We start from the raw sequence: 23,728 nt of genomic DNA on the forward strand, positions 1-23,728 counted from the left end.
TTTATTTATCTTTGGCACTATAAATAATAAACATATAAATAAACAGGAAGATTATGAAGAAAGTAATTTGCAGCGAGAAAGCACCTGGAGCTATTGGACCATACAGTCAGGCTATTGAAGCCAATGGAATGATTTTTGTATCCGGTCAGTTACCCATTAACGCTGTAACAGGCACTATGGCTGAAACGATTGAAGAACAAAGCCGTCAGTCATTGGAAAATGTAAAGCATATCCTTGAGGAAGCCGGGTTGTCAATGAAGAACATTGTGAAAACAACCGTCTTCCTTGCAGATATGTCTTTATTTGCCGGGATGAATGGCGTTTATACCACTTTCTTTGAAGGCGACTTCCCCGCTCGTTCGGCTGTTGCCGTTAAGGGATTGCCCAAAGATGCTTTAGTGGAAATTGAGTGCATCGCGGTTCGTTAACAAGTCGGCCACAATAAAACTACTGCCTCCTACGAAGATGAAGTCTTCCGGGAGGCTTTTTGTTTGCGCATCCTTCACCGCCTCCACAACAGTAGGGTAGGAACTTCCATGCAAACCGACCTCGGTTGCCAACTCCATTAACTCCTTCTCAGGTAAAGCACGCTTCACACTTGCCCGGGTAAAGTAATAGATAGCCTCTTTCGGCAACAGATGGAGGACACTGTGAATGTCTTTGTCGTTCACCATACCAAAAACAATATGCAGTTTGCCGGTTCCGTTCTGCATTGCAGCCGTCAGTTGTTGGACGATGTACCGGATGCCGGCTACATTGTGTCCGGTATCACAAATCACGGTCGGATTGGTTTGCAGTTTTTGCCAACGTCCCATGAGCTGTTAGTTCGCATACATACCCAAAACCTTTGCGGATTGCTCCGGCTGGGATTGTATAGCCGACCTCTTGCAACGTGCGGAGTGCACATAAAATGGTCCGTCCGTTCTCGTATTGACAGTCGCCGGTGAGCTCGCCATAAATTGCTTCGGATAGCTTCGGAGCGCATGTATACCGCAACAAGTCTTTATCTTTTGCAATTAGCTGTTGTAGGTCTTCCACCTCTTGCGCGGTTTTCGGCTGAGAGCTTGAAAGACAGTCACGTAGATCTTGAACAGATACATGGGTTGCCTGATATCCCTTCATCGCTTGTTCGGCATAAAGCAGCGGCGCACCTACGGCATGAGCTTTCTTTGTGAATACTTGCTTTACACTACCACTTGCATTACCTATTATTACCGGTATATTCTCCTTGATAATACCTGCTTTCTCCTTGGCTATTTTGGGTAGCGTATCTCCCAGATATTGCGTATGGTCTAAGCTGATGTTGGTGATAACGCATAAGTCGGGTTGAATGATGTTGGTACAATCCAATCGTCCTCCCAGACCTACCTCTACGACGGCCACATCTACCTTTTGTTCGGCAAAATAACAGAAGGCCATGCTGGTGGTTAGTTCAAAGAAGGAGGGGTGGAGTGGTTCAAAGAAAGGGCGATGCTCCTCCACAAACCGAATGACGTAGGACTCAGGCATAACTTCACCGTTTACCCGGACCCGTTCGCGGAAATCGACTAAATGTGGCGAGGTATATAATCCAACCCGATAGCCGGCTGCTTGCAGTACTGCGGCAATGGTATGTGAACAAGATCCTTTTCCATTGGTTCCGGCAATATGTATTGTTTTATATTTCCGATGCGGATGTCCAAAATGTTTATCTAATGAATGCGTGGTTCCCAATCCCGGCTTATAAGCTTTCCCCCCTATCTGCTGGAACATAGGCGCACTGTCGAATAAGTACTTTAAAGTGTTCGTATAATCCATGTTTTGTATTATTTAACTAACAGTCGATCTTTATTGCCCGTTAATTTGTTTATCTTTCAAAGCGTTGATCGAATAGTCGTAAACGACCGATTAATCGTATGTAAATGCAAATATCATCATTTAAATCTAAGTAAGAATGGGAACTAAGAAAAATTTTGTGATTGATACCAATGTTATTCTTCACGACTACGACTGCTTGAAGAATTTTGAGGAAAACGACATCTATCTTCCGATCGTAGTGTTGGAGGAACTGGATAAATTCAAAAAAGGTAATGAACAGATCAACTTCAACGCACGTGAGTTTGTGCGTGAACTGGACTTGCTGACCGACGACGACCTTTTTTCCAAAGGAGCGGAGTTAGGCGAGGGGCTGGGACGTCTGTTTATTGTAACCGGAGAGATTGATGCTCCCAAGGTACATACCTCTTTTCCTGCCCGGAAGCCGGACCATCAGATCTTGGCAGTCGCCGAATATTTGGGTAAAAAGGATCCGGATACAAAGACTGTTTTGGTGACCAAGGATGTAAACTTACGGATGAAAGCCCGTTCGGTTGGTATTCTAAGTGAGGATTACATTACCGATAAGGTGGTGAACATTGATATTTTTGATAAATCGAATGAGGTATTCGATCATGTTGACCCTGCCTTGATCGATCGTATTTACTCCTCTCGGGAAGGTCTTGATATTAGCGAGTTTGAGTTCAAAGATTTGTTGCACCCCAACGAATGCTTTGTGTTACAGAGCGACCGGAATACAGTGTTGGCCCGTTATAATCCCTTCAATCATGCCATATGCCGCGTGACAAAAGGACGTAATTACGGAATTGAGCCACGTAATGCCGAGCAAAGCTTTGCTTTCGAAATCTTGAATGATCCGAATGTGAAGCTGGTTGCTTTAACGGGAAAAGCCGGAACAGGTAAGACCCTTTTAGCGTTGGCTGCTGCTCTGAATAGTTTGAACGATTACAAGCAAGTATTGCTGGCCCGGCCGATCGTTGCATTGTCCAATAAGGATATCGGTTTCTTACCCGGCGACGCGAAAGAAAAAGTGGCTCCGTATATGCAACCTTTGTTTGATAACTTAAATGTGATCAAGCGGCAGTTTGCTCCTAACTCCACCGAAGCCAAACGTATCGAAGAGATGCTGAAAGGCGAACAATTAGTGATTGAGGCTTTGGCTTTTATCCGGGGACGTAGCTTGAGCGAAATGTATTGCATTATAGATGAAGCTCAAAATTTGACTCCGCATGAAATCAAAACTATCATTACGCGTGCGGGAGAAGGCACGAAGGTGGTATTTACGGGTGATATCCAACAGATTGACCAGCCTTATCTGGATAGTCAGTCAAACGGATTGGTTTACATGATCGATCGCATGAAGGACCAGAACATCTTTGCGCATATTAATCTGTTGAAGGGTGAGCGCAGTGAACTGAGTGAATTGGCCAGTAACCTGTTGTAAGAGCCAATATATGTACATATTGAGGGAGTCTGAAAAGGCTCCCTTTTTCTTTGCCGAGTGCTGCTCCCATGCTTTCTAAATACGCTCTTCTTCTCTCTTTCCTTCTCTTCTCACACTATTAATCCACTTTTTAAAATCAGTAAAAGAATCGAAGTGTCAGCCTGTGCCATGCTATTGTCACAACAGTGCCAACGCTTTGGCACAACTGTGCCAGTGCTTGGCATTATGTGGCACTCTCTTGCCAACGGGTAAAACAGTTGTGACATGCTGACGGAACTGTCGTGATAATGGGTTAGTATGGCTTGATGTATAGACAGAGTTCCTAGTGATAGAGTGGGGTAAACGAAAACAGGAGAATACTTTTGAAAGCATCCTCCTGTTCCTTTTACTAGTATTTATTCTCTCTCGAAGTACTTCAGGAATTGCGTACGCTCGAACGTGTTAATGCCTTTGACATCTTTGGCGTTCAGCTTCCTTTAAACTGAGATATTCCTTCAAATCCTTTTCGGTCCATCCACGCGCTCACAAAGCGCAGCGCCTCGCCAATAAAAAGATTCGTATTTTGATAAACAGCACTACAGACTTCTACTGCCGATGCTCCGGCTAAGATCGCTTTTACAACTGATTCGGGGTTAGCTACCCCACCAGATGCTGCATAATCTATTTTATCTACTCGGGAAGAAGCTATTCCGATCCATCGCAGTGGGATGGTCAAGTCGGATGGCTTGCTGAATATATTGCCCGATGTTTGCTCTATTTTCTCAATATTGATATCCGGTTGATAGAAACGGTTGAACAATACCACAGCCGCCGCACCATTGGCGTATAGCTGATTGATGAGAGCTACGGGATTGGTGAAATTGTCCCCCAATTTGAAAATAACCGGGATCTGGATGTGTTTCTTGACTTGGCGCAAGATATCGACATGACGTTGTTCGAAAGAGCCAGGCGTATATTGTATTTCTGACTGAAGAGCCAGTACATTAATTTCTAACGCATCCGCCCCCGCTGCTTCTATTTGTTTGCTGAAATGTGCCCATTCGGTATTCGTATAGCAGTTGATACTTGCTATGATGGGAATTGAACACGAGCTTTTACTCTCTTGAATGAGCGTTAGGTATTCGGATAGTTTGTGTTCTCGAATGTATTCTTTGAGGTAGTCACTACCCTCGGGGTAGATCGGATCTTTTAGTTGCTCGGCTTCCATCAAAATTTGTTCTTCAAATAATGATTTGAGCACAATAGCACCTGCACCGGCTTCCGCCAGTTTCTTATTCTTGCCGGAACTATTGGTTAGTCCCGAACTACTGATAATAATGGGGTTTCTAAGTGAAAGCCCTGCAAAAGTGGTTTTTAAGTCGGCCATATTATAACTGGTGTTTAAATTGTGAATAATGTGGCTGGCACATTCACTTATTTTTAATAAATTCTTTCTCCAAATATTTTGCTTCCTACTCTAATTAATGTGCTTCCTTCGGCAATGGCTTCATGATAATCATGAGACATTCCCATGGATAATTCACAGAAAGTAGTGGAATCAGAGAACCAGGTTGACTTTACTTCCTCGAAGTATTCACTTAAAAAACAAAATTCCTGCTTGACTTGTTCAATATTGTTAGTGTTACTGGCCATCCCCATCAGGCCACAAATGCGTACATGGGTTAGTCCTTTCCATGCTTCGTCTGCAAGCATCTCCCGGCATTCCGCCGGCGTAAAGCCGAATTTCGTTTCTTCCCGGGCAATATATATTTGCAATAAACAATCAATTACACGTCCCGCTTTTACAGCCTGTTTATTTACTTCGGCTAATAGTTTATACGTGTCAATTCCATGTATCATTGAGACGTATGGAGCCATGTATTTGATTTTGTTACTTTGCAAGTGTCCTATAAAATGCCACTCGATATCTTTAGGTAAACTTTCGTATTTCGCTGTCATTTCCTGCACTTTGCTTTCTCCAAAAATACGCTGTCCCGTTTGATATGCTTCTTCGATCGCCTCATTGGGGTGGTATTTTGAGACAGCAACCAACCGAACTCCTTTGGGAAGCTCGGCTAGCACTTGCTTTAAATTGTCAGCAACACTCATTTTGATTATGCTTTATTAGGATCAAACTCTGGCTTGTCATTCGGACCGGAGCTATATGGAAATACGTCCATGATTGCAGTCTCGGCTACAGAACCGATTTGATAGTCGGCCATTGTTCCTTTCATTCCTTCATCCAGTTTCTTTCTTGTCGTTTTGCAGCATGAATTGGATGTTGGTACGGATGTTACGGAACGTCTCGCTCATCAGGTTGTTCTGGTTCTCAAAAACGGCAATAGAGCCATTGTTCCCTTCCTTGTCCTCGGTCAATGGGATGTCGCCCACGATGGGTAGAGAGGTTAGCTTTTCTACATCTGCCCGGCCTTCTATCTTAAACTTAGTTATTCCGATCAGATAGATTGCGCCTACGGGTATACCTATTCCCAATACTAAGGCGATCAGATAAATCATTTTGCCTTTGGGAGATACCGGATTCTCATCGGCAACAGCGTCGTCGATGATCTTGGCATTATTAGCCGTTGCTGCCAGCGTGATTGCATTCTCTTCACGTTTCTGGAGTAACATGAGGTATAGACCGGCTTTAATTTCTTGTTGGCGGGCAATACTAACGTACTGTCTTTCCTGTCCCGGTGCATTACTGATCCGACGAGAAAAACGATTAGCTTCCCGGTCGAGATCTGATTTGGTAATCAATAAGCCTTGCAATGTTGCGTTAATCGTGGTTTGCACGTTTGCTCTCATTGCCCGGATACTTGTGTCCAGGTTGACAATGGCGGGATTGCTCTCGGTAGAAGTACGTAATAAACGTTTGCGCTCAATTATGACTTCGTTGTAGCGGTCTATTTGTGTAGACAGGCCTACATCGGCCAATCCGATATTGCTAGGCAATACTTCGTGCTGATTGGAAGCGTCATTGATATATTTAGCTAAGTCGCGTACTAAATTAATTTGTGTACCGTTCTCAACTTGTTTCTTTTCGTACTCCGCATTTCCGGTAACGGCCAGCTGAGCATCGCTGCTAATATCAGTCAGTCCGGCATTACGTTTGAATGTTTCTAGCTTTTCCTCCGTATTTCCAAGTTCTTTGTCGATAATCTCGATACGGGCATTGATAAACTCTTTTGTTTTTTCCGCAACTTCATTTTTGTCATTATTAGTATTGCGGTTATACATATCCAATAGCTTGTTGATAAAGTCCTGACCGCGCTTTTGGTTGGAGTTTATCAGCGAAACAACTGCTACAGATGTTGTCTTCGAAGTCGGTTCGATGGTCAAGGCAGTGCGATAGTTCTTGGCAACCTTGAAGGGTTGGTTGATCACCGCTTCGATATGTTGTATCTCATCCTTCCTCTTTTCATTGTTGCGGGTAGAATCTCTCAGCGAGAAACCTAGCGTTCCGAAATCGGTCGGCAACACTGCGGGTAGTTTGTCGAAATGCTTATTGTACTCTTCCTCATCTATTTTCATGTTTATCGTTAAACCGCCTTCCGGAGATAACTTCATATCGATAATGGCAGGAGCAGGTAATCCGTCAGCCTCTTGCGGAGTTAGGTTAACAACTACAGGAGACGCGTTGTAAAGCTCTTTTGGAGGAAACTCGTCTTCATCCGTGTAGGTGATGTATAGTTCCAAGCTATTGACAACCTCTTTAATGATTGTTTTGGAAGATAGCACTTCTATCTCATTGTCAATGTTTTGAGACGCGCCTATCATGCCGCCTAATCCCAGATTCTCCAGACCGGCAGCTGTTGCACCGGTAGCACCACCTTTTTTCTCATCTTTGATAATGATAGAAGCAGATACATTATAAGTCGGAGTCACAAAATGCAAATATAGTTTAGCTCCAATAAGACATATTAGTATAGATGCTACAAACCATGGCCAATGGATAGCATATCTGAAGAATAACTCCTGGATATCTATTTTCTCGTCCTTATCATCGCGCATATCTTCTGAATTCTCTCTCATTGTTTCTTAGAATTATTTTTTTAATGTTTAATAAGTTACTTGTTTATCTCTTGAAAGCAGCTAGGGTACAGATGTGTATCTTGTATTCTTTCCCGTTTTCTGAATCCATATCCTCTATATCCTTACTCTGGTTGCTTCCCACAAATGCTACTCTACGCATATTCTTTTCTTGCTCCCGTTGCTTCACTGGGTTGCAAATGAATAGGCGAAAGCCGACTAAACAGGCTGTAAATGAAAGGATGATGTGGGGAGATAAGCTTTCAAAGCTGAAAAAGACCCGTACACAGATGGATAAAATTGAAAAAATAAGGATATCACGAACCACTCTCCATCGAATATGTTCAGTACGAACCACTCGTTCCGGGAGAATGATGCCAGGCTGGAGGTTGCAAATGTGATAATAAAGATTTAATAAAACCAATACCGCCGGAAGCTGATGAATTAAAGTACTTCCCTGGAATTGTTCTCTAAAAACGCTATACTGAATGATCAAGATAACGTTTAGAATCATTAAACCTCTCGACATAACTATCACTTTTAAAGCCTTATTCAATCGTAATATTTGCCCCATGAGATTCTAATATTGTAATAATACCCCTTCTAATAATCCCTTTTTCTTACTTAAAGTAGACTTCTTACAGGCTACAAAAATAGAAATAAAAATCCTTTCTTGCCAAATAAACAATAATTATTTTTTAAATCAATACTCCAAACTAACCTTGAACTCTTGTTTCGCTTTTAGATATCGCTTGTAATCGGTTAGCGTATATTGATATAGAATCGTTGTGCAAGACAACTCTCGGCTGTTTATACGTTCTTTTTTGGCAGGTAAATGTCTAAAGTTTTTCTTTCAGATAAGATCGTATATATAAATAAAGCTGAGTTCCATATCGGGGAATAACAAAATATAGAAGGAAAAGGTTTGTGATGAACATATTTTGGAGCTCAGTTGTTCTAAAGAAAAGTAATATTAAAAAATTAAATGCATTATGGCAACTACAAATTTCAAAGGTCAACCCGTAAAACTAATTGGTGAGTTTATACAGGCAGGTGAAATCGCACCTGATTTTAAATTGGTTAAGAGTGATTTATCTTCACTTTCATTGAAAGACTTGAACGGTAAAAATGTAATCTTAAATATTTTCCCTAGCCTCGATACAAGTGTTTGTGCTACTTCTGTACGCAAATTCAATAAGCTAGCTGCAAGCTTGCAAGATACAGTTGTTTTGGCTATTTCCAAAGATCTTCCTTTTGCTCATGGACGTTTTTGTACAACAGAAGGTATCGAAAATGTTGTTCCACTATCTGATTTCCGCTTCTCGGATTTCGATGAAAACTACGGCCTTTTAATGCAAGATGGCCCGTTGGCAGGATTATTGGCGAGAGCTGTTGTTGTGGTAGGAAAAGATGGTAAGGTTGCTTACACCGAATTGGTTCCTGAAATCACTCAAGAACCGGATTATGATAAAGCTCTGGCTTCTTTGAAATAACATTCTTGTTCTATTTGGTATAAATTGTAAACTAAATAATTGAGCCTAATTAAGAAACGTTCTTTTGATCATATCATTATGAGTGTGTGCTTAATTAGGCTCTTTTTATGATTAAAATCTAAACTCTATGAATAAAAAACAACTTTTACTTGTCTGCTCGTTGTTTGCTAGCGGCGGAGTTCTTCTAGCTCAAACAGTCGAAAAGAGTGATTCTTCTTATTGGAAGAAAGAAGGGTTCGCCGGTTTGAAAATGACACAGGTCAGTCTCACGAACTGGGCTGCCGGAGGTGATAATTCGGTTGCATTTGATTTGCAAGGTGCCTATCAGGCTAATTATAAAAAGGGAAAGCATCTGTGGAGCAATCGCATGGAATTAGCTTATGGTTTGAATAAGACTGGAGAAGATGGCGTACGAAAAGCTAATGATAAGATCTATCTTCATACAAACTATGGTTATTCTATAGCAAAGAGCTGGTATGCCAGTGCATTCGCTACATTCCAGACTCAGTTCTCTTCCGGATACGATTATAAAGTCAATAAAGACATCGCTATTTCGGAGTTTATGGCTCCGGCCTATCTTACCACCGGTTTGGGATTTACCTATGATCCGGGGAAGATCTTTACGGTTGTTCTTTCGCCCGCTTCATGGAGAGGGACTTTTGTTTTGAACGATCGCCTTTCTGACGAAGGGGCTTATGGGGTTGATCCGGGAAAGCATTTACTTTCAAGCTTCGGAGCTAATGTGAAAGGAGAAGCTAAATATGAATTCCTACCTAATATGACTGCTTATTCACGTTTGGAGTTGTATTCGGATTATTTGCATAAACCGTTGAACGTTGATGTGAATTGGGAAGTTCAAGTAAACATGATCATCAATAAATGGTTCTCAACTACCCTGACTACCAACTTATTGTATGATGATGATGTGAAGATTGCGCAGAAAGATGGGAGTAAAGGCCCGCGTGTGCAGTTTAAAGAGATTTTGGGAGTAGGCGTTCAATTTAATTTCTGAAACTCGGTTCATACGAATAGACGAAAATAAAACGACTTATATAATAAAAGAACACAGCCTGCTGATTCATATTGCGATCAGCAGGCTGTGTTCTTTTATTATCAAATTACTTTTGATTATTGCCTTTGTCTTTTTTCTTGTTTTTCTTTTCCTGTCTGTCCTTCTTCGATCGTAGCTTTCCCAATTGGTCGGTGAGTAAGGCACATACATCTTCCATCAGTTCCAGATTCAAGGGAGAATCCGACTCAGCATTGTATTTGTTGAAGGTATCAATATCATTGTTTATGATGGAAACGACAGCCAACTGTTCGAGCAATTCTTTGGTAGGAGCCAATTCGTATGCTTTTTCGAATGCATACTGTGCCTTTATGAACATTTCAGACTCGAAGCAAAAGGTTGCAATAAGGTGCCACGTTTCGGCATCATTCGCATACTTCATCGCTGTTTTACATGCTGATCAGCTTCTTTTGGCTTCTTCTCATCCAAATAGATGCGTGCTTCCGATAAGTAAATAAAGGGTTCGTCTATTTGGATTTCTTTTGCTCGCTCACAATATAAGTGAGCTTCTTCGTATGAACCTTGCACGCTGACTACTGTTGCTAAATTGGCGTAGGCTTCTACTAAGACGCTTTGATCTTCCATGGTTTCTTCTAGAATTTCTATGGCTTTTTTATTGTAAAATATAGCTTTTTCCCAATCAAGCCTGTTGCTATAAATAAGTCCGAGAAACACATAGGCCATTCCGTAAGAAGGGCTGCGGTATTCAATTGCTTTGTTGTAGTCATCGAGAGCTTTATCCACATTGCCGAGCTGATAGTAGTCATGTCCACGATACAGGTAAGCCTCTCCGTATTTGTCATCACTGGCTAACGCGTAATTACAGGCTTCGATCGATTTGTTGAATTCCTCCATGATGAAATAGCATTTAGCCAATCCAGCCCAATAAGAAGGATTAAAAGAGTCGCTATCAATCAGGCGGTCGTAGTATTTAACTGCTTTCTTAGCCTGATCAGTCATCTGATAGAACTTGGTGATAAATATCAGAAACTCTTTGTCTTGCTCAAATTGTTTTAGTCTGTCATCAATCAGCTGTTGGGTTTTCTCAGGATAGCCCGTATCTAAATAGATGGTTGCGATATCGATTAGCGTATCGACATCGTCTATATTTTCGATCGAATTAAATATATCTTCGGCCTCATCCGGTTTGCCTCATTTAATAGTATTTCAGCTTCGAGAAATTGAACATCTTCGTGATAAGTCTCTGTGATTGAGTCAACAACTTCTCTAGCCAAATTCAATTGTTCGTTACTGAGGTATAGATATCCCTGCTTTACTAACAGGTTCGTGTTCTTGGGGTGTAGTTTAAGTCCGTAGTCAATAGCCTGTTGCGCTTCATTGAACATGGACTCCATCGTGTAGTATTCTGCTATATTAGCTAGCTGATCGCTATCCCAATACGTCGATTTACCTTCTGCTTGATCCAATTCATATTTAATGATCAGATTGGCCAGCTCTTCTTTTTCGTTTGACGATGCTCCTTTATCCATTTTTGTGTTGAATACTTAAATGGAGGATAACTTAATATCCTCCATCTTATTTTACTTGTTTATTTTACCCCATGTGTCCTTTAGGCCAACAGTGCGGTTAAATATCAGTTTGTCTGGTGTAGATTCCTTGTCCAGGTTGAAATAACCTATGCGTTGGAACTGTAAATAAGAGGACGGCACTAGTGTAGCCGCAAACTTTTCAATGTAACAGTTAGAGAGGATTCTCAAAGAATCCGGGTTTATGATTTCCTTCATAGCCTCTAATACGTCACAATTCTTAGCTTCCCGAATGGCAGTCAACTCATCACGTGGATTCTCCACTTTCCACAGGCGATCGTATAAACGAACTTCTGCAGTGATGCAATGCGAACTGCTAACCCAATGAAGCGTTCCTTTTACCTTGCGGTTGGCCTCAGGCATTCCGCTGCGCGTATTCGGATCATATTCACAGTAGATTTCGGTAATAACTCCATCTTCATCTTTTTTGCATCCGGTGCATTTCACGATGTATGCACTCTTCAGACGGACTTCTTGTCCCGGAGTCATTCGGAAATACTTCTTAGGAGCGTCTTCCATAAAATCTTCGCGCTCAATCCATAGTTCGCGGCTAAATTCAATGATATGACTTCCTGCATTCGGATCTTCAGGGTTGTTAATTGCTTCCAATTCTTCCACCTGGCCTTCCGGATAATTAGTTATGATGAGTTTAACCGGATTGATAACTGCGGATATGCGAGTCGAACGGCTATTTAGATCCTCGCGGACAGCACTCTCCAACAATGCGAGGTCGTTGAGGGCGTCGTAGGTTGTATAACCAATCTTATCAATAAACTTGTGAATCGAATCCGGTGAATAACCTCGACGGCGGAAACCACAAATCGTTGGCATACGCGGATCATCCCAACCGTTTACAAGTCCTTCTTTGACTAAAGTAAGCAGGTTGCGCTTACTCATTAGCGTATAACTTAGGTTCAGTTTGTTGAATTCAGTCTGGCGCGGACGATTATCTTCCAAGTCTTTCCCTTCTTTCAACCAGTCGATGAAGAGGTCGTACAAGGGGCGGTGGGCAATAAATTCGAGTGTACACAAAGAATGAGTTACTCCTTCAAAGAAGTCACTTTGTCCATGCGCAAAGTCGTACATCGGATAAGCTTTCCATGTAGTACCTGTGCGGTGATGTGGATGATTGACTACGCGATAAATGATTGGATCGCGAAAATGCATATTGGGACTGGCCATATCTATTTTGGCACGCAAAACCATAGTACCTTCTTCAATCTCTCCGGTATTCATCTTTGCGAACAGCGTAAGGCTTTCCTCTATGGGGCGGTTCCGATAGGGGCTTTCGACTCCTGCCTGAGTGGGTGTTCCCTTTTGTTGGGCTATCAGCTCAGACGTTTGCTCGTCAATGTATGCCTTACCTTCTTTGATCAGGTTGACAGCAAAATCCCATAGTTGTTGGAAGTAGTCGGATGCATAGAAAACATTTCCCCATTCGTATCCTAACCATTGGATGTCTTCTTTGATTGCTTCCACATATTCTACATCTTCTTTCGTTGGATTTGTGTCATCGAATCGAAGGTTGCAGATACCATTGTGTTTAGCTGCAATCCCGAAGTCAAGGCAAATAGCTTTGGCATGGCCGATGTGGAGGTATCCGTTCGGTTCCGGCGGAAAACGTGTTTGTACTTTTCCTCCGTTCTTACCTTCTTTTAAATCCTTTTCTACAGCCTGTTCAATGAAATTGAGACTTTTCTTCTCACCTACTTCTTCTTTAATATCTGTCATAACGCTAAGTGTTTACTCTGTTCTTGACCACAAAAGTAGGATATTTTTTCTATTTTACAGGGATATAGCCACTCTTTTTTATAATCTCCTGTCCTTGGGGTGATAAAATAAACTCTATCAGGGGAGTTACTTGTTTTTTATTCTTTACGTTATAGTAGTAATAGAGCGGCCGGACAATCGGATATGTTTTATTTGATGCATTCTCTACAGTGGGTGTGGCGTAATGACTATTATCGTAGGAAACAGAAAGTGTTTTAATTCTGGGAGACACATAGGCTAACCCTACATAGCCAATAGCTCCCTTGGTTTGGCTTACCGATTGGATAATGGCTCCTGTAGCGGGCATTGAAAGACTTCCCGGCATATAGTTTTTATTTTTAAGTACACTTTCCTTGAAGAACTCGTATGTTCCGGATGAAGTTTCGCGCGAGTAAACTACTATTTTCCGGTCGTCTCCTCCCACTTGTTGCCAATTGGTTATCTTTCCGCGGAAGATAGCTTCCAACTGTTCGCGTGTTAACTTTCTGACCGGATTGGAGGGATGCACAACTACCGCAAGCGCATCATAAGCTACAATCACTTCGTTCACGTTCTCTCCGGCAGCCTTCATTTTCATCTTTTCGCTGAACTTGATCGGACGAGACGCCATAGCAATGTCGGTTGTATTGTCCATTATTGCGGAGATACCAACTCCTGTTCCACCTCCGGTTACGGTTACCCGAGCTTCCGGATGTAAGTTGATGAACTGTTCGGCTGTTTGTTGGGCAACCGGTAGTACGGTATCGCTGCCTTTAATCCGTTGAGCGTTGGTAGTCAGAGAGAATAAGATAAAAGAGGCGACTAGGATACTTCTTACTTTCATATTTTTCTTTTTTATTTCGTGTCACAAAGGAAACAATTGGATGTTACAATTGTATTTCAAAACATAGGCACTTACGCGTTGTAACAGAAATGTAACATAAATGAAATGTTTCCTTCAAATGTTAGTCACACTCTCTTAATAGCGACCCGCTTTCTTTGCATCAGAAATCAAGTAAATATGAAAAAAGTTTTTGAAAGAGTTATTGAAGGGGTTTTAACATGTAGCGGCTTCGTAACAAGCATTACTATTTTGCTTATTGTGCTCTTCTTATTTACCGAGGCGTTCGGCCTATTTAAGAGTAAGGTAATCGAAGACGGTTATGTGTTGGCTTTGAATAAGAGTAATAAGGTACACTCCTTAAGCCCGGAACAGATAAAACTAATTTTTGATGAGGAGATAACAAACTGGAAAGAACTCGGTGGGGAAGATGTTCCTATCCGGGTTTTTCGTTTAGAAGACATTACGCATTACTATTCAGAGGAAGAGTTGGGTGCTGCCTATGAAAATGCGGGTGATAAAATCACCGAATTAGTCGAACAGACACCGGGTATTGTAGCTTTCGTTCCTCAGAAATTTATAGTGCATCCTGATGCTGTACACTTTATCGATGATAAGACGATCTCTCCGGCAGATGTTTTTGCAGGAGCCGAATGGTTTCCAACAGCCACTCCGTCTGCTCAATATGGTTTTCTACCGCTGATAACGGGTACATTATGGGTCAGCTTGTTCGCTATTCTTTTTGCTTTACCGTTTGGGCTCTCCGTTTCCATTTATATGTCTGAGGTTGCCAATCCCAGTGTGCGAAATTGGTTAAAGCCTGTAATTGAGCTCCTGAGTGGTATTCCCTCAGTTGTTTATGGCTTTTTCGGATTGATTGTAATCGTTCCGCTCATTCAAAAGCTCTTCGATCTTCCGGTTGGAGAAAGCGGACTAGCGGGAAGTATCGTATTAGCCATCATGGCACTGCCGACAATCATCACCGTCACCGAAGATGCCATGAGGAATTGTCCCCGGGCAATGCGGGAAGCGAGTCTAGCCTTGGGCGCTTCGCAATGGCAGACAATCTATAAAGTGGTTATTCCATATTCTATATCCGGTATCACCTCGGGAGTTGTTCTGGGCGTCGGACGAGCTATTGGTGAGACGATGGCAGTATTGATGGTGACAGGTAATGCAGCCGTAATACCGACTTCTATTCTTGAACCTCTTCGCACAATTCCTGCTACAATCGCGGCAGAGTTGGGAGAAGCACCGGCGGGTGGCCCACACTATCAGGCTTTGTTCCTGTTGGGTGTTGTCTTGTTCTTTATTACATTAATTATCAACTTTAGTGTGGAGTACATATCCTCTAAAGGCGTAAAACGTAGCAAATAGTATGAATATTAAAAGTAATCGTTTAGCTAAACACCGTTCACAGAAAGTCGCATTTGGAATATTCCGCTTGTTGAGTTTATGTATTGTGCTGATTCTATTTGCCATCCTCGGCTTCATTATATATAAAGGTATAGGTGTTATCAGTTGGGAGTTCATTACTACTGCTCCTACCAACGGAATGACAGGCGGCGGAATATGGCCGGCCATTGTCGGAACATTCTATTTGATGATTGGTAGTGCTATCTTCGCTTTCCCGGTGGGAGTGATGAGTGGTATATATATGAACGAATATGCCCCCAAAGGAAAGCTGGTTCGTTTCATCCGGGTAATGACCAACAACTTGAGTGGTATCCCTTCCATTGTTTTCGGTTTGTTTGGTATGGCCTTGTTTGTCAACTATATGGGATTCGGTGATAGTATTTTGGCTGGATCTTTGACATTAGGCTTGCTTTGCGTACCTTTGGTTATTCGTACAACGGAAGAAGCGTTGAAAGCAATACCCGATAGTATGCGTGAAGGTAGCCGGGCACTCGGCGCAACAAAGTTACAAACCATTTGGCATGTGATTCTGCCCATGGGAGTACCGAATATTATTACCGGACTGATCCTGGCTTTGGGACGCGTATCGGGTGAAACCGCGCCAATCTTATTTACTTGCGCAGCCTACTTCCTTCCTCAGTTGCCATCGAGTGCTTTGGATCAGTGCATGGCCTTACCGTATCACCTGTATGTTATTTCAACCAGTGGTACCGATATGGAAGCACAATTGCCTTTAGCCTACGGCACAGCATTGGTCTTGATTGTAATCATCCTGATGGTCAATCTGCTGGCTAATGCATTGAGAAAGTATTTTGAGAAAAGAATAAAAATGAACTAAAGATATAATATGAGTACAGTAAAAATAGATGCGCGCGACGTAAACTTCTGGTACGGTGGCTTTCAAGCACTGAAAAACATCAGTATGCAGATTGAAGATAAGTCTGTGGTAGCTTTTATTGGTCCTTCCGGATGTGGGAAATCTACCTTCCTGCGTCTTTTCAATCGCATGAACGACTTGATACCCGGTTGTCGTCTCGAAGGAGAGGTACAGATTGATGGACAAGACATTTATGCCAAAGGGGTAGAAGTGGACGAACTCCGTAAAAATGTAGGTATGGTATTTCAACGGCCGAATCCTTTTCCTAAAAGTATATTCGAGAACGTTGCCTATGGATTACGAGTAAATGGAATAAAAGATAACTCTTTTATTCGTCAGCGAGTGGAAGAAACGTTGAAGGGAGCTGCCCTTTGGGATGAAGTAAAGGATAAACTGAAAGAATCGGCTTATGCTTTGTCCGGCGGTCAGCAACAACGACTTTGTATCGCTCGTGCTATGGCTGTATCACCTTCGATATTGCTAATGGACGAACCGGCTTCGGCACTCGACCCTATTTCTACGGCGAAAGTTGAAGAGTTGATTCACGAACTTAAAAAGGAGTATACTATTGTGATTGTAACGCACAATATGCAACAAGCGGCTCGTATCAGTGATAAAACAGCTTTCTTCTATATGGGGCAAATGATTGAGTTTGACGTCACAAAGAAGATATTCACGAATCCGGATAAAGAAGCTACGCAAAATTATATCACAGGTCGCTTCGGATAAGCTAAAAAAAGAAATCGTTAATACATTTAAATAACAAAAGTTATGGTAAAGTTTATAGAGTCAGAGCTGGTTTTACTAAAGAAAGAGATAGATGAAATGTGGACATTGGTCTATAATCAGCTTGACCGTGCAGGAGAATCTGTCTTAACACTTGATAAAGAGTTGGCGCAACAAGTAATTGTACGCGAACGTAGGGTAAATGCTTTTGAACTAAAGATAGACAGTGATGTAGAAGATATCATTGCTTTGTATAGTCCGGTAGCGATTGATTTACGCTTTGCATTGGCTATGTTGAAGATAAACACGAACTTGGAACGTTTGGGAGACTTTGCGGAAGGGATCGCCCGTTTTGTGTTGAAATGTTCCGAGCCGGCCTTAGATGATGAACTAGTGAAAGCTCTGCGACTTGAAGAAATGCAAGCCGAAGTTCTTTCAATGCTTGAACTGGCTAAGCGCGCTTTGAACGAGGAAAGCCTCGAATTGGCTACTTCCGTGTTTGCTAAAGACAATTTGGTGGATGAGATTAATGCAGACTCAAGTAAAGTCTTAGCTAGTTATATTAAGGAGCATCCGGAATCCGCTCATACTTGTTTAGAACTCACCGGAGTCATTCGTAAGTTAGAACGTTCGGGTGACCATATTACGAACATTGCTGAAGAAATCGTGTTCTTTTTTGATGCAAAAGTGCTTAAGCATAGTGGGAAAACAGATGAAAGTTATTTGAAATAAGCAGATAAACGATCTTTTTTAAATAAAAATTAGTCCTGATTAGAAAAAAACTATATATTTGTTTCTTGTAACGGAGTTCATATAGAGTTTGAGCTTTAAATGATAATAATTCCAAAGAAAATTCAAAAATATGTTATATGACATGTTTTATAATTTGGATAGTATCGGGAAAAGCACCTATATTTGCACCGTTATCCTGAAAACAATCTTTTTACCTTAAAAAAAACTAATACCTATTGAAAACTGAAAAATGGAGCTTTGTGAAAAGCCCCATTTTTTTTGTGCGTATATGTACTGTGCTATGCTTGAGGCAGGAAGTGTTCTGAAAATCAAAGATTAAGGCCTGGTGCAAGATCTGAGGAGTAGAGCGAGCGAGTTATAAACTTATCACACTATTTTATCCGGATATCTACGGGAATATCCAAAATACTTAGAATGCACCAAATCAATACATCTTTTCATGCAAAAGAACGCTTGTTTTGCCCTAAAACAGTATATGCTTTGAGCCTATTGACTGACTTAGGTAAATAGCTTGCGTATAGTTGAGATGAAACAGGAGTAGTGCCTTTTCCTTTAGCAAGGCAGAGAAGCCCACCTGAAATATATTTTTCGGTTTCTGTTTCCAAGCTCCCGCCTTATTCGTATCTTTGAGGTCTAAACCATATAAATAGTAAATTAATTATGTTTTCCGGAATAATAGAAGAATACGCTACTTTGGTGGCATTGGTGAAAGACCAAGAAAACATACACTTTACCTTTAAGTGTTCGTTTGTTAATGAGTTGAAGATTGATCAGAGTGTTTCCCATAATGGTGTTTGTCTGACGGTAGTAGACCTGACGGAAGATACCTATACGGTAACGGCGATGAAGGAGACTTTAGAGTGCTCTAACCTCGGTTTGCTTAAAGTGGGAGATAAAGTGAATGTGGAACGTAGCATGATGATGAACGGACGATTGGACGGACACATTGTTCAGGGCCATGTCGATCAAACCGCAACCTGTATAGAAATTAAGGATGCCGAAGGAAGCTGGTACTTCACCTTCCGCTATGCGTTCGATAAAGAGATGGCCAAACGTGGCTATATCACCGTTGATAAAGGCTCGGTTACGGTTAATGGCGTCAGTCTGACTGTTTGTAACCCTACCGAAGACACTTTTCAGGTTGCCATCATTCCGTATACTTACGAATATACCAACTTCCACACGTTTGAAATTGGTAGCGTGGTGAATCTGGAGTTTGATATTATCGGCAAATACATCAGCCGGATGATTCAGTATAGATAAGGGCTTGAATCCTTGAAAAGATAACGCGAATGGATTACAACGATTTTCTACAGTTAGTATTATCCCGGCAGAGTGACCGGGCATACGATAAAAACCGACCGGTTGAGAAAGAAAAGCTGGAACGGATACTTGAAGTCGCCCGGTTAGCCCCTTCAGCGTGTAATTCTCAGCCTTGGAAGTTCGTTGTAATTACCGATAAAGAACTAGCCCGTAAAGCGGGAAAAGCAGTTGCCGGATTGGGTATGAACAAGTTTGCGAAAGATGCGCCTGTGCATATCTTAGTCGTTGAGAAGTCGGCCAATATAACCTCTTTACTCGGTGGTAAGGTGAAAGGTAAGCACTTTCCCCTAATCGATATTGGGATCGTAGCTTCGCACCTGGTATTAGCCGCCGAAAGTGAAGGACTGGGTTCGTGTATACTGGGCTGGTTTGATGAAAAAGAGCTGAAAGAACTGGCCGGTATTCCAACTAATAAGCGTTTGTTGCTGGATATTGTTATCGGGTATTCGGTGAAAGAGAAACGAAAGAAGATAAGAAAACCGAAAGATAAAATTGTTAGCTATAATAGCTATTAGTCGAATTCGGAAGATGCTATAAATAGATAGTCTGATTGCTTTAGAAACTTAATTCAGAAGCAATCAGACTATTTTTATCTTCATACACTTGACGCCATTTATTTACTTGCTCGTCTAAGAAGCAAACGGAAGCGCTCTATAAGTCTTTTAGCAGTACTTGGCTGGCATTTTTATAATACTCCTCTCTCGATTCGGTTAACACCCTCCATTCATCGCTGAACTCGTCTTCCTTATCTATTTTGAAGTTCTCCGATCCATACGTATCCAAACGATCGATCAACATGCCCACATTTAGCTGATTGATGTCTATCGATGGTTGATAGCCTATCTCCTCACTCTTTTGGTCGGTTATAGCTTCATGAATCAGGTTGATCTCCTGCAACTGATACAAGATCTGATTCGTCAGTCGGATGGGTATCTGATACTTCTCCGATATTTGAACGGCCGTGTAAGGAGCTTCGTTCTTTTCAAACCGCTTGGCAATGAGCGACATGATCAGGATTGAAATAAAGTCCCGGTACCGTCGGCTGATGTTACGCGTGTCTTGATCGAAACTGAAGTTTCGAACGTTCTGTCCGGCATAAGTCAGTTCGGCACCGAACAAACAAATAGTCCAAGATATCTGGAGCCATAGCAAGAACATGGGAAGTGCCGCGAAACTACCGTAAATCGCATTGTATTTAGAAACCCACAACTGGCTATTGATGTACAGGAACTGAAAAGCCTGATAAGCTGTTCCTGCTAAAACACCCGCTATCAGAGCATGTCTAAACTTTACTTTGGTGTTAGGCATAAACATATACAGCCCGGTAAACATAAGCCAGGTCAGTACAAATGGAATGAGTCGGATCAGGAATTTAAGAATAGGGGTTAGCAATTCAAAGTTCTCCATCTCCTTCAGCATCGTGCCGACAAAGATAGAAAGACCACCGGATACCACGATTAAGATAGGCATGAGCAGGAGCATCGAGAAATAATCCGTTATTTTACGATACAAAGACCGTGCTTTCTTGATTTGCCAAATTCGGTTGAAAGTTATTTCTATATTTGTGATCAGGTTGGTTACCGTCCACAGCAACATCACTAAACCTACTCCAATGAATACGCCGCTTTTTGTTTGCGATAAATAAGAATCGACAAACGACAGAATCGCTTCCGTTGTTTCGGGATTTCCGGCAAGGCCGTTGCGGAGTTGAAGCTCCATCAAACTGTCAAAACCGAAACCTCGTGCTATGGCAAATAGGATGGCTAAAATAGGTACGATAGCAAGCAATGTACTATACGTCAAAGCCGAAGCTTTATTGGCCAGCCGATCTTTGGTAAATCGATTGATACAAACATAGAGGGTTTTTATAATGTTGTAGAGTGAGAACTTTGTTCGAGTCACTTCATCTTCTGTGATACGCCAAATATCGTACGTCAGGAATTTCCAGATATCGGTGATTTTATTTTTCATGGCCTTTGGTATTAAAAAAGGAAAAAGCAGTCAGCCTGTAAGCCGGGTTCTGTACCTTAATAAATCAAGGTGTCTGTCATTTATCTGAGTGAAATGTCACCAAGTCACTTTAGCGGTCTACCCTCCGACATGGAGCGAGCGACTCTCATAACGCCGGTATACATGACCTTACAACTCCCAAGACGCACAGCCTACATGTCGCCATGTAGCTGGTAGGCTCTTACCCCACCTTCTCACCCTTACCTCTCCCCGAAAGGAGAGGCGGTTATTTTCTTCTACGTTACTCTACCCTCGCGGACAGCTTTCTGTTAGGAAGTAGGATGCTCTATGTTGCCCGGACTTTCCTCCTGTACAAAATGTACACGCGACAGACCGGCCAACTGCTTTATGACGCAAAAGTACGTCATTTTTTTTGTTTTAGCCAAGGAAAGTGGCATAAATAGAAATAATTTCTACCTTTGTTATAACCAAATCGAGGTTCAATGAAAAAAAACATCTTCTTTATTTATCTGCTGTCGTGGTTGGTAGCACTCGGAGCAAATGCACAAGAAATACGTCCTCTGTCAACTGATTCGGCTTATGGAGTCGTAAACGTTTCCGTGTGCAACCTACGCGAAGAGGGCAAGTTCACTTCAGGCATGAGTACCCAGGCACTGTTAGGTATGCCTGTCAAAGTATTGCAGTATACAGGCTGGTATGAAATACAGACTCCGGACGACTATACCGGTTGGATACACCGAATGGTGATCAGCCCCATGTCCAAAGAGAAATACGACGCATGGAATCGATCGGAGAAGATCGTTGTCACTTCTCATTACGGGTTTACTTATGAAAAACCGGATCAAGAGTCGCAAACAGTCTCCGATGTTGTAGCCGGCAATCGACTGAAGTGGGAGGGAAGTAGCAAATATTTCTATAAAGTATCATATCCTGACGGGCGACAAGCCTATATCTCAAAATCAATAGCCAAGCCGGAAAAAGAGTGGAGAGCATCACTTCGGAAAGATGAAAACAGCATTCTGCGGACAGCTTATTCGATGATGGGAATCCCGTACCTTTGGGCAGGCACTTCTTCCAAAGGAGTAGATTGCAGCGGATTCGTGCGTACCGTACTTTTTATGCACGACATTATCATCCGAGAGATGCTTCTCAGCAAGCATATATAGGCCAGCATCTTGACATAGCAGCCGACTTTAGCAATCTGCAACCCGGTGACTTGGTCTTCTTCGGACGAAAAGCTACCGCAGATGCCAAAGAAAGCGTTTCGCATGTAGGCTTCTATCTCGGCGATCAGAAATTTATCCATGCCCTAGGCGATGTACATATCAGTAGCTTTAATCCTACCGATGCAAACTATGATGCGTTCAATACCGGGCGGTTACTTTTTGCCGTTCGCTTCCTACCTTATATAAATAAGGAAAAGGGGCTGAACACCACTGATCTTAATCCTTATTATAATTAACGGGCAAGCGACTGTCCGGGCTAGAATAAACAATTAGTATGCAGAATCGAAGAGATTTCTTAAAAACCGCAGCTTTTGCTGCTATCGGATCGGGGCTATCCATCCAGCAAGCATTGGCTACTGATGCGATTCCTCTTTTTTCTATAAACAAGCTAGGTGCGAAAGGGAAAATGAAAATGACCTTTTTCCCCTATGAACTCAAGTTGAAACATGTGTTTACGGTAGCTACCTATTCGCGAACCACCACGCCCGATGTGCAGGTAGAGATTGAATATGAAGGCCTGACCGGATATGGAGAGGCCTCCATGCCTCCATATCTGGGGCAAACGGTTGATTCGGTGCTGACATTTCTTAAGAAGGTAGACCTTACCCAATTTGATGATCCGTTTCAATTGGAAGATATTTTATCCTATGTAGATAGTCTTTCGCCGGGTGATTCGGCAGCCAAAGCAGCGGTGGACATCGCTCTGCACGATTTAGTCGGTAAAATGCTAGGTGCCCCGTGGTATAAAATCTGGGGATTGAACAAAGACAAAGCACCTTCCACCACTTTTACGATTGGAATTGATACACCGGATGTGGTGCGAGCCAAAACAAAAGAGTGCGCCGGACAGTTTAATATATTAAAGGTGAAGCTCGGACGAGATAACGATAAAGAAATGATTGAAACCATTCGTTCGGTTACCGATCTGCCCATTGCCGTCGATGCCAATCAAGGTTGGAAAGATCGGCAATACGCGCTTGACATGATTCATTGGTTGAAAGAACAAGGAATTGTATGATTGAACAACCCATGCCTAAAGAGCAGTTGGATGATACAGCTTGGGTGACGCAGCATAGTCCTTTGCCGATATTTGCCGATGAATCGCTGCAACGATTGAACGAAGTAGCGGCCTTGAAGGGTGCCTTTACCGGTATCAACATCAAATTGATGAAATGTACGGGTATGCGTGAGGCTTGGAAGATGGTAACATTGGCACATGCGCTTGGTATGCGTGTTATGGTAGGCTGTATGACCGAAACATCCTGTGCCGTATCAGCCGCTGCTCAGTTTTCGCCTGTGGTTGACTTTGCTGATCTGGATGGCAACTTGCTAATCTCCAACGACCGCTTCAAAGGCATGGAAGTTTTAAAGGGAAAAATAACCTTGAATGATCTGCCCGGAATAGGAGTTGTGAGAATCTAATCTTACTGAATGAATGTCAGTGTGTTAATGTCATCCGATGTGCAA

Annotated in this window: 19 protein-coding genes, 1 other RNA gene and 6 pseudogenes; 12 read left to right on the forward strand and 14 right to left on the reverse strand. The window is 42.2% G+C overall.

Annotated features, from left to right (window positions below):
* Positions 1 to 53 precede the first annotated feature (53 nt).
* Entirely contained in the window at positions 54 to 428 is a 375-nt protein-coding gene (locus JCM10512_RS18205) for a RidA family protein (protein WP_044165149.1), read from the forward strand.
* On the opposite strand, the pseudogene JCM10512_RS18210 reads toward JCM10512_RS18205, so the two are convergent.
* A pseudogene (locus JCM10512_RS18210) lies at positions 396 to 1,797 on the reverse strand (bifunctional folylpolyglutamate synthase/dihydrofolate synthase). The gene JCM10512_RS18205 and the pseudogene JCM10512_RS18210 overlap by 33 nt on opposite strands.
* Positions 1,798 to 1,933: 136 nt before the next feature.
* On the opposite strand from JCM10512_RS18210, the gene JCM10512_RS18215 reads away from it, so the two are divergent.
* Entirely contained in the window at positions 1,934 to 3,259 is a 1,326-nt protein-coding gene (locus JCM10512_RS18215; RefSeq protein ID WP_044165150.1) for a PhoH family protein, read from the forward strand.
* Between the two features lie 395 nt (positions 3,260 to 3,654).
* Here the strand turns inward: JCM10512_RS18215 and JCM10512_RS18220 are convergent.
* From JCM10512_RS18220 to JCM10512_RS23130, 5 genes and pseudogenes are all read right to left on the reverse strand, one after another.
* A pseudogene (locus JCM10512_RS18220) lies at positions 3,655 to 4,625 on the reverse strand (dihydroorotate dehydrogenase-like protein).
* 53 nt (positions 4,626 to 4,678) lie between these two features.
* Positions 4,679 to 5,347 carry a YggS family pyridoxal phosphate-dependent enzyme gene (locus tag JCM10512_RS18225; protein WP_044165152.1) on the reverse strand — a complete coding sequence of 223 codons (669 nt, stop codon included), beginning with the start codon at positions 5,345 to 5,347 and terminating at the stop codon, positions 4,679 to 4,681.
* A gap of 5 nt (positions 5,348 to 5,352) precedes the next feature.
* Positions 5,353 to 5,493 (reverse strand): annotated as a pseudogene (locus tag JCM10512_RS22165) (DUF4494 family protein); the annotation flags it as partial.
* A pseudogene (locus JCM10512_RS18235) lies at positions 5,489 to 7,273 on the reverse strand (GumC family protein); the annotation flags it as partial. The pseudogenes JCM10512_RS22165 and JCM10512_RS18235, both read right to left, overlap by 5 nt.
* A 43-nt stretch (positions 7,274 to 7,316) precedes the next feature.
* On the reverse strand, positions 7,317 to 7,799 hold the full coding sequence (locus JCM10512_RS23130; protein WP_183209510.1) for a hypothetical protein: 483 nt from the start codon (positions 7,797 to 7,799) through the stop codon (positions 7,317 to 7,319).
* 463 nt (positions 7,800 to 8,262) lie between these two features.
* On the opposite strand from JCM10512_RS23130, the gene tpx reads away from it, so the two are divergent.
* Positions 8,263 to 8,763 (forward strand): thiol peroxidase, encoded by a 501-nt coding sequence (gene tpx, locus JCM10512_RS18245; protein ID WP_044165155.1) that lies wholly within the window; start codon positions 8,263 to 8,265, stop codon positions 8,761 to 8,763.
* A 127-nt stretch (positions 8,764 to 8,890) separates the two neighbouring features.
* The gene (locus JCM10512_RS18250) at positions 8,891 to 9,775 is read left to right on the forward strand and encodes a DUF3078 domain-containing protein (RefSeq protein WP_044165157.1); all 885 of its coding nucleotides are present in this window, start codon (positions 8,891 to 8,893) and stop codon (positions 9,773 to 9,775) included.
* A 106-nt stretch (positions 9,776 to 9,881) separates the two neighbouring features.
* Here JCM10512_RS18250 and JCM10512_RS21630 read toward each other — a convergent pair whose 3' ends face one another.
* The 5 genes from JCM10512_RS21630 to JCM10512_RS18265 form a co-directional block, all read right to left on the reverse strand.
* Entirely contained in the window at positions 9,882 to 10,214 is a 333-nt protein-coding gene (locus JCM10512_RS21630; protein ID WP_052517288.1) for a hypothetical protein, read from the reverse strand.
* Positions 10,211 to 10,792, reverse strand: coding sequence for a tetratricopeptide repeat protein (locus JCM10512_RS21635; protein ID WP_052517289.1), 582 nt, complete (start codon positions 10,790 to 10,792; stop codon positions 10,211 to 10,213). Before JCM10512_RS21635 ends, JCM10512_RS21630 begins: the two co-directional genes overlap by 4 nt.
* A 143-nt stretch (positions 10,793 to 10,935) precedes the next feature.
* Positions 10,936 to 11,322 carry a hypothetical protein gene (locus JCM10512_RS21640; protein ID WP_052517290.1) on the reverse strand — a complete coding sequence of 129 codons (387 nt, stop codon included), beginning with the start codon at positions 11,320 to 11,322 and terminating at the stop codon, positions 10,936 to 10,938.
* A gap of 51 nt (positions 11,323 to 11,373) precedes the next feature.
* Positions 11,374 to 13,110 carry a glutamine--tRNA ligase/YqeY domain fusion protein gene (locus JCM10512_RS18260; RefSeq protein ID WP_044165158.1) on the reverse strand — a complete coding sequence of 579 codons (1,737 nt, stop codon included), beginning with the start codon at positions 13,108 to 13,110 and terminating at the stop codon, positions 11,374 to 11,376.
* A 49-nt stretch (positions 13,111 to 13,159) separates the two neighbouring features.
* The gene (locus tag JCM10512_RS18265; RefSeq protein WP_044165160.1) at positions 13,160 to 13,972 is read right to left on the reverse strand and encodes a PstS family phosphate ABC transporter substrate-binding protein; all 813 of its coding nucleotides are present in this window, start codon (positions 13,970 to 13,972) and stop codon (positions 13,160 to 13,162) included.
* A 177-nt stretch (positions 13,973 to 14,149) separates the two neighbouring features.
* Here JCM10512_RS18265 and pstC point away from each other — a divergent pair, with 177 nt between their 5' ends.
* From pstC to phoU, 4 genes are read left to right on the forward strand one after another with little or no spacing between them, the layout of a single operon-like run.
* The gene (gene pstC / locus JCM10512_RS18270; protein WP_044165161.1) at positions 14,150 to 15,346 is read left to right on the forward strand and encodes a phosphate ABC transporter permease subunit PstC; all 1,197 of its coding nucleotides are present in this window, start codon (positions 14,150 to 14,152) and stop codon (positions 15,344 to 15,346) included.
* 1 nt (position 15,347) lies between these two features.
* Entirely contained in the window at positions 15,348 to 16,223 is an 876-nt protein-coding gene (gene pstA, locus JCM10512_RS18275) for a phosphate ABC transporter permease PstA (protein WP_044165162.1), read from the forward strand.
* A 9-nt stretch (positions 16,224 to 16,232) separates the two neighbouring features.
* The gene (gene pstB, locus JCM10512_RS18280) at positions 16,233 to 16,991 is read left to right on the forward strand and encodes a phosphate ABC transporter ATP-binding protein PstB (RefSeq protein ID WP_044165164.1); all 759 of its coding nucleotides are present in this window, start codon (positions 16,233 to 16,235) and stop codon (positions 16,989 to 16,991) included.
* A 42-nt stretch (positions 16,992 to 17,033) separates the two neighbouring features.
* Positions 17,034 to 17,720 (forward strand): phosphate signaling complex protein PhoU, encoded by a 687-nt coding sequence (gene phoU / locus JCM10512_RS18285; protein WP_044165166.1) that lies wholly within the window; start codon positions 17,034 to 17,036, stop codon positions 17,718 to 17,720.
* Between the two features lie 458 nt (positions 17,721 to 18,178).
* On the opposite strand, the gene JCM10512_RS22840 is transcribed toward phoU, so the two are convergent.
* A complete protein-coding gene (locus tag JCM10512_RS22840) occupies positions 18,179 to 18,346 on the reverse strand; it encodes a hypothetical protein (protein ID WP_158332238.1) in 168 nt (55 codons plus the stop codon).
* Between the two features lie 55 nt (positions 18,347 to 18,401).
* On the opposite strand from JCM10512_RS22840, the gene JCM10512_RS18290 reads away from it, so the two are divergent.
* Both JCM10512_RS18290 and JCM10512_RS18295 read left to right on the forward strand, forming a co-directional pair.
* Entirely contained in the window at positions 18,402 to 19,004 is a 603-nt protein-coding gene (locus JCM10512_RS18290) for a riboflavin synthase (RefSeq protein ID WP_044165168.1), read from the forward strand.
* A gap of 29 nt (positions 19,005 to 19,033) precedes the next feature.
* Positions 19,034 to 19,579, forward strand: coding sequence for a nitroreductase family protein (locus JCM10512_RS18295; RefSeq protein ID WP_044165169.1), 546 nt, complete (start codon positions 19,034 to 19,036; stop codon positions 19,577 to 19,579).
* A gap of 136 nt (positions 19,580 to 19,715) precedes the next feature.
* Here the strand turns inward: JCM10512_RS18295 and JCM10512_RS18300 are convergent, their stop codons facing one another.
* Both JCM10512_RS18300 and rnpB read right to left on the reverse strand, forming a co-directional pair.
* Entirely contained in the window at positions 19,716 to 21,035 is a 1,320-nt protein-coding gene (locus JCM10512_RS18300; RefSeq protein ID WP_044165171.1) for a YihY/virulence factor BrkB family protein, read from the reverse strand.
* A gap of 22 nt (positions 21,036 to 21,057) precedes the next feature.
* Positions 21,058 to 21,419, reverse strand: an RNA gene (gene rnpB / locus JCM10512_RS21645) — RNase P RNA component class A.
* 98 nt (positions 21,420 to 21,517) lie between these two features.
* Between rnpB and JCM10512_RS18305 the strand changes: the two are divergent.
* A pseudogene (locus JCM10512_RS18305) lies at positions 21,518 to 22,497 on the forward strand (C40 family peptidase).
* Positions 22,498 to 22,535: 38 nt separating this feature from the next.
* Positions 22,536 to 23,683: pseudogene (locus JCM10512_RS18310) on the forward strand (dipeptide epimerase).
* The last annotated feature ends 45 nt before the right edge of the window (positions 23,684 to 23,728 follow it).

It is taken from the genome of Bacteroides reticulotermitis JCM 10512, assembly GCF_000517545.1.
Taxonomy (GTDB): Bacteria; Bacteroidota; Bacteroidia; order Bacteroidales; family Bacteroidaceae; genus Bacteroides; species Bacteroides reticulotermitis.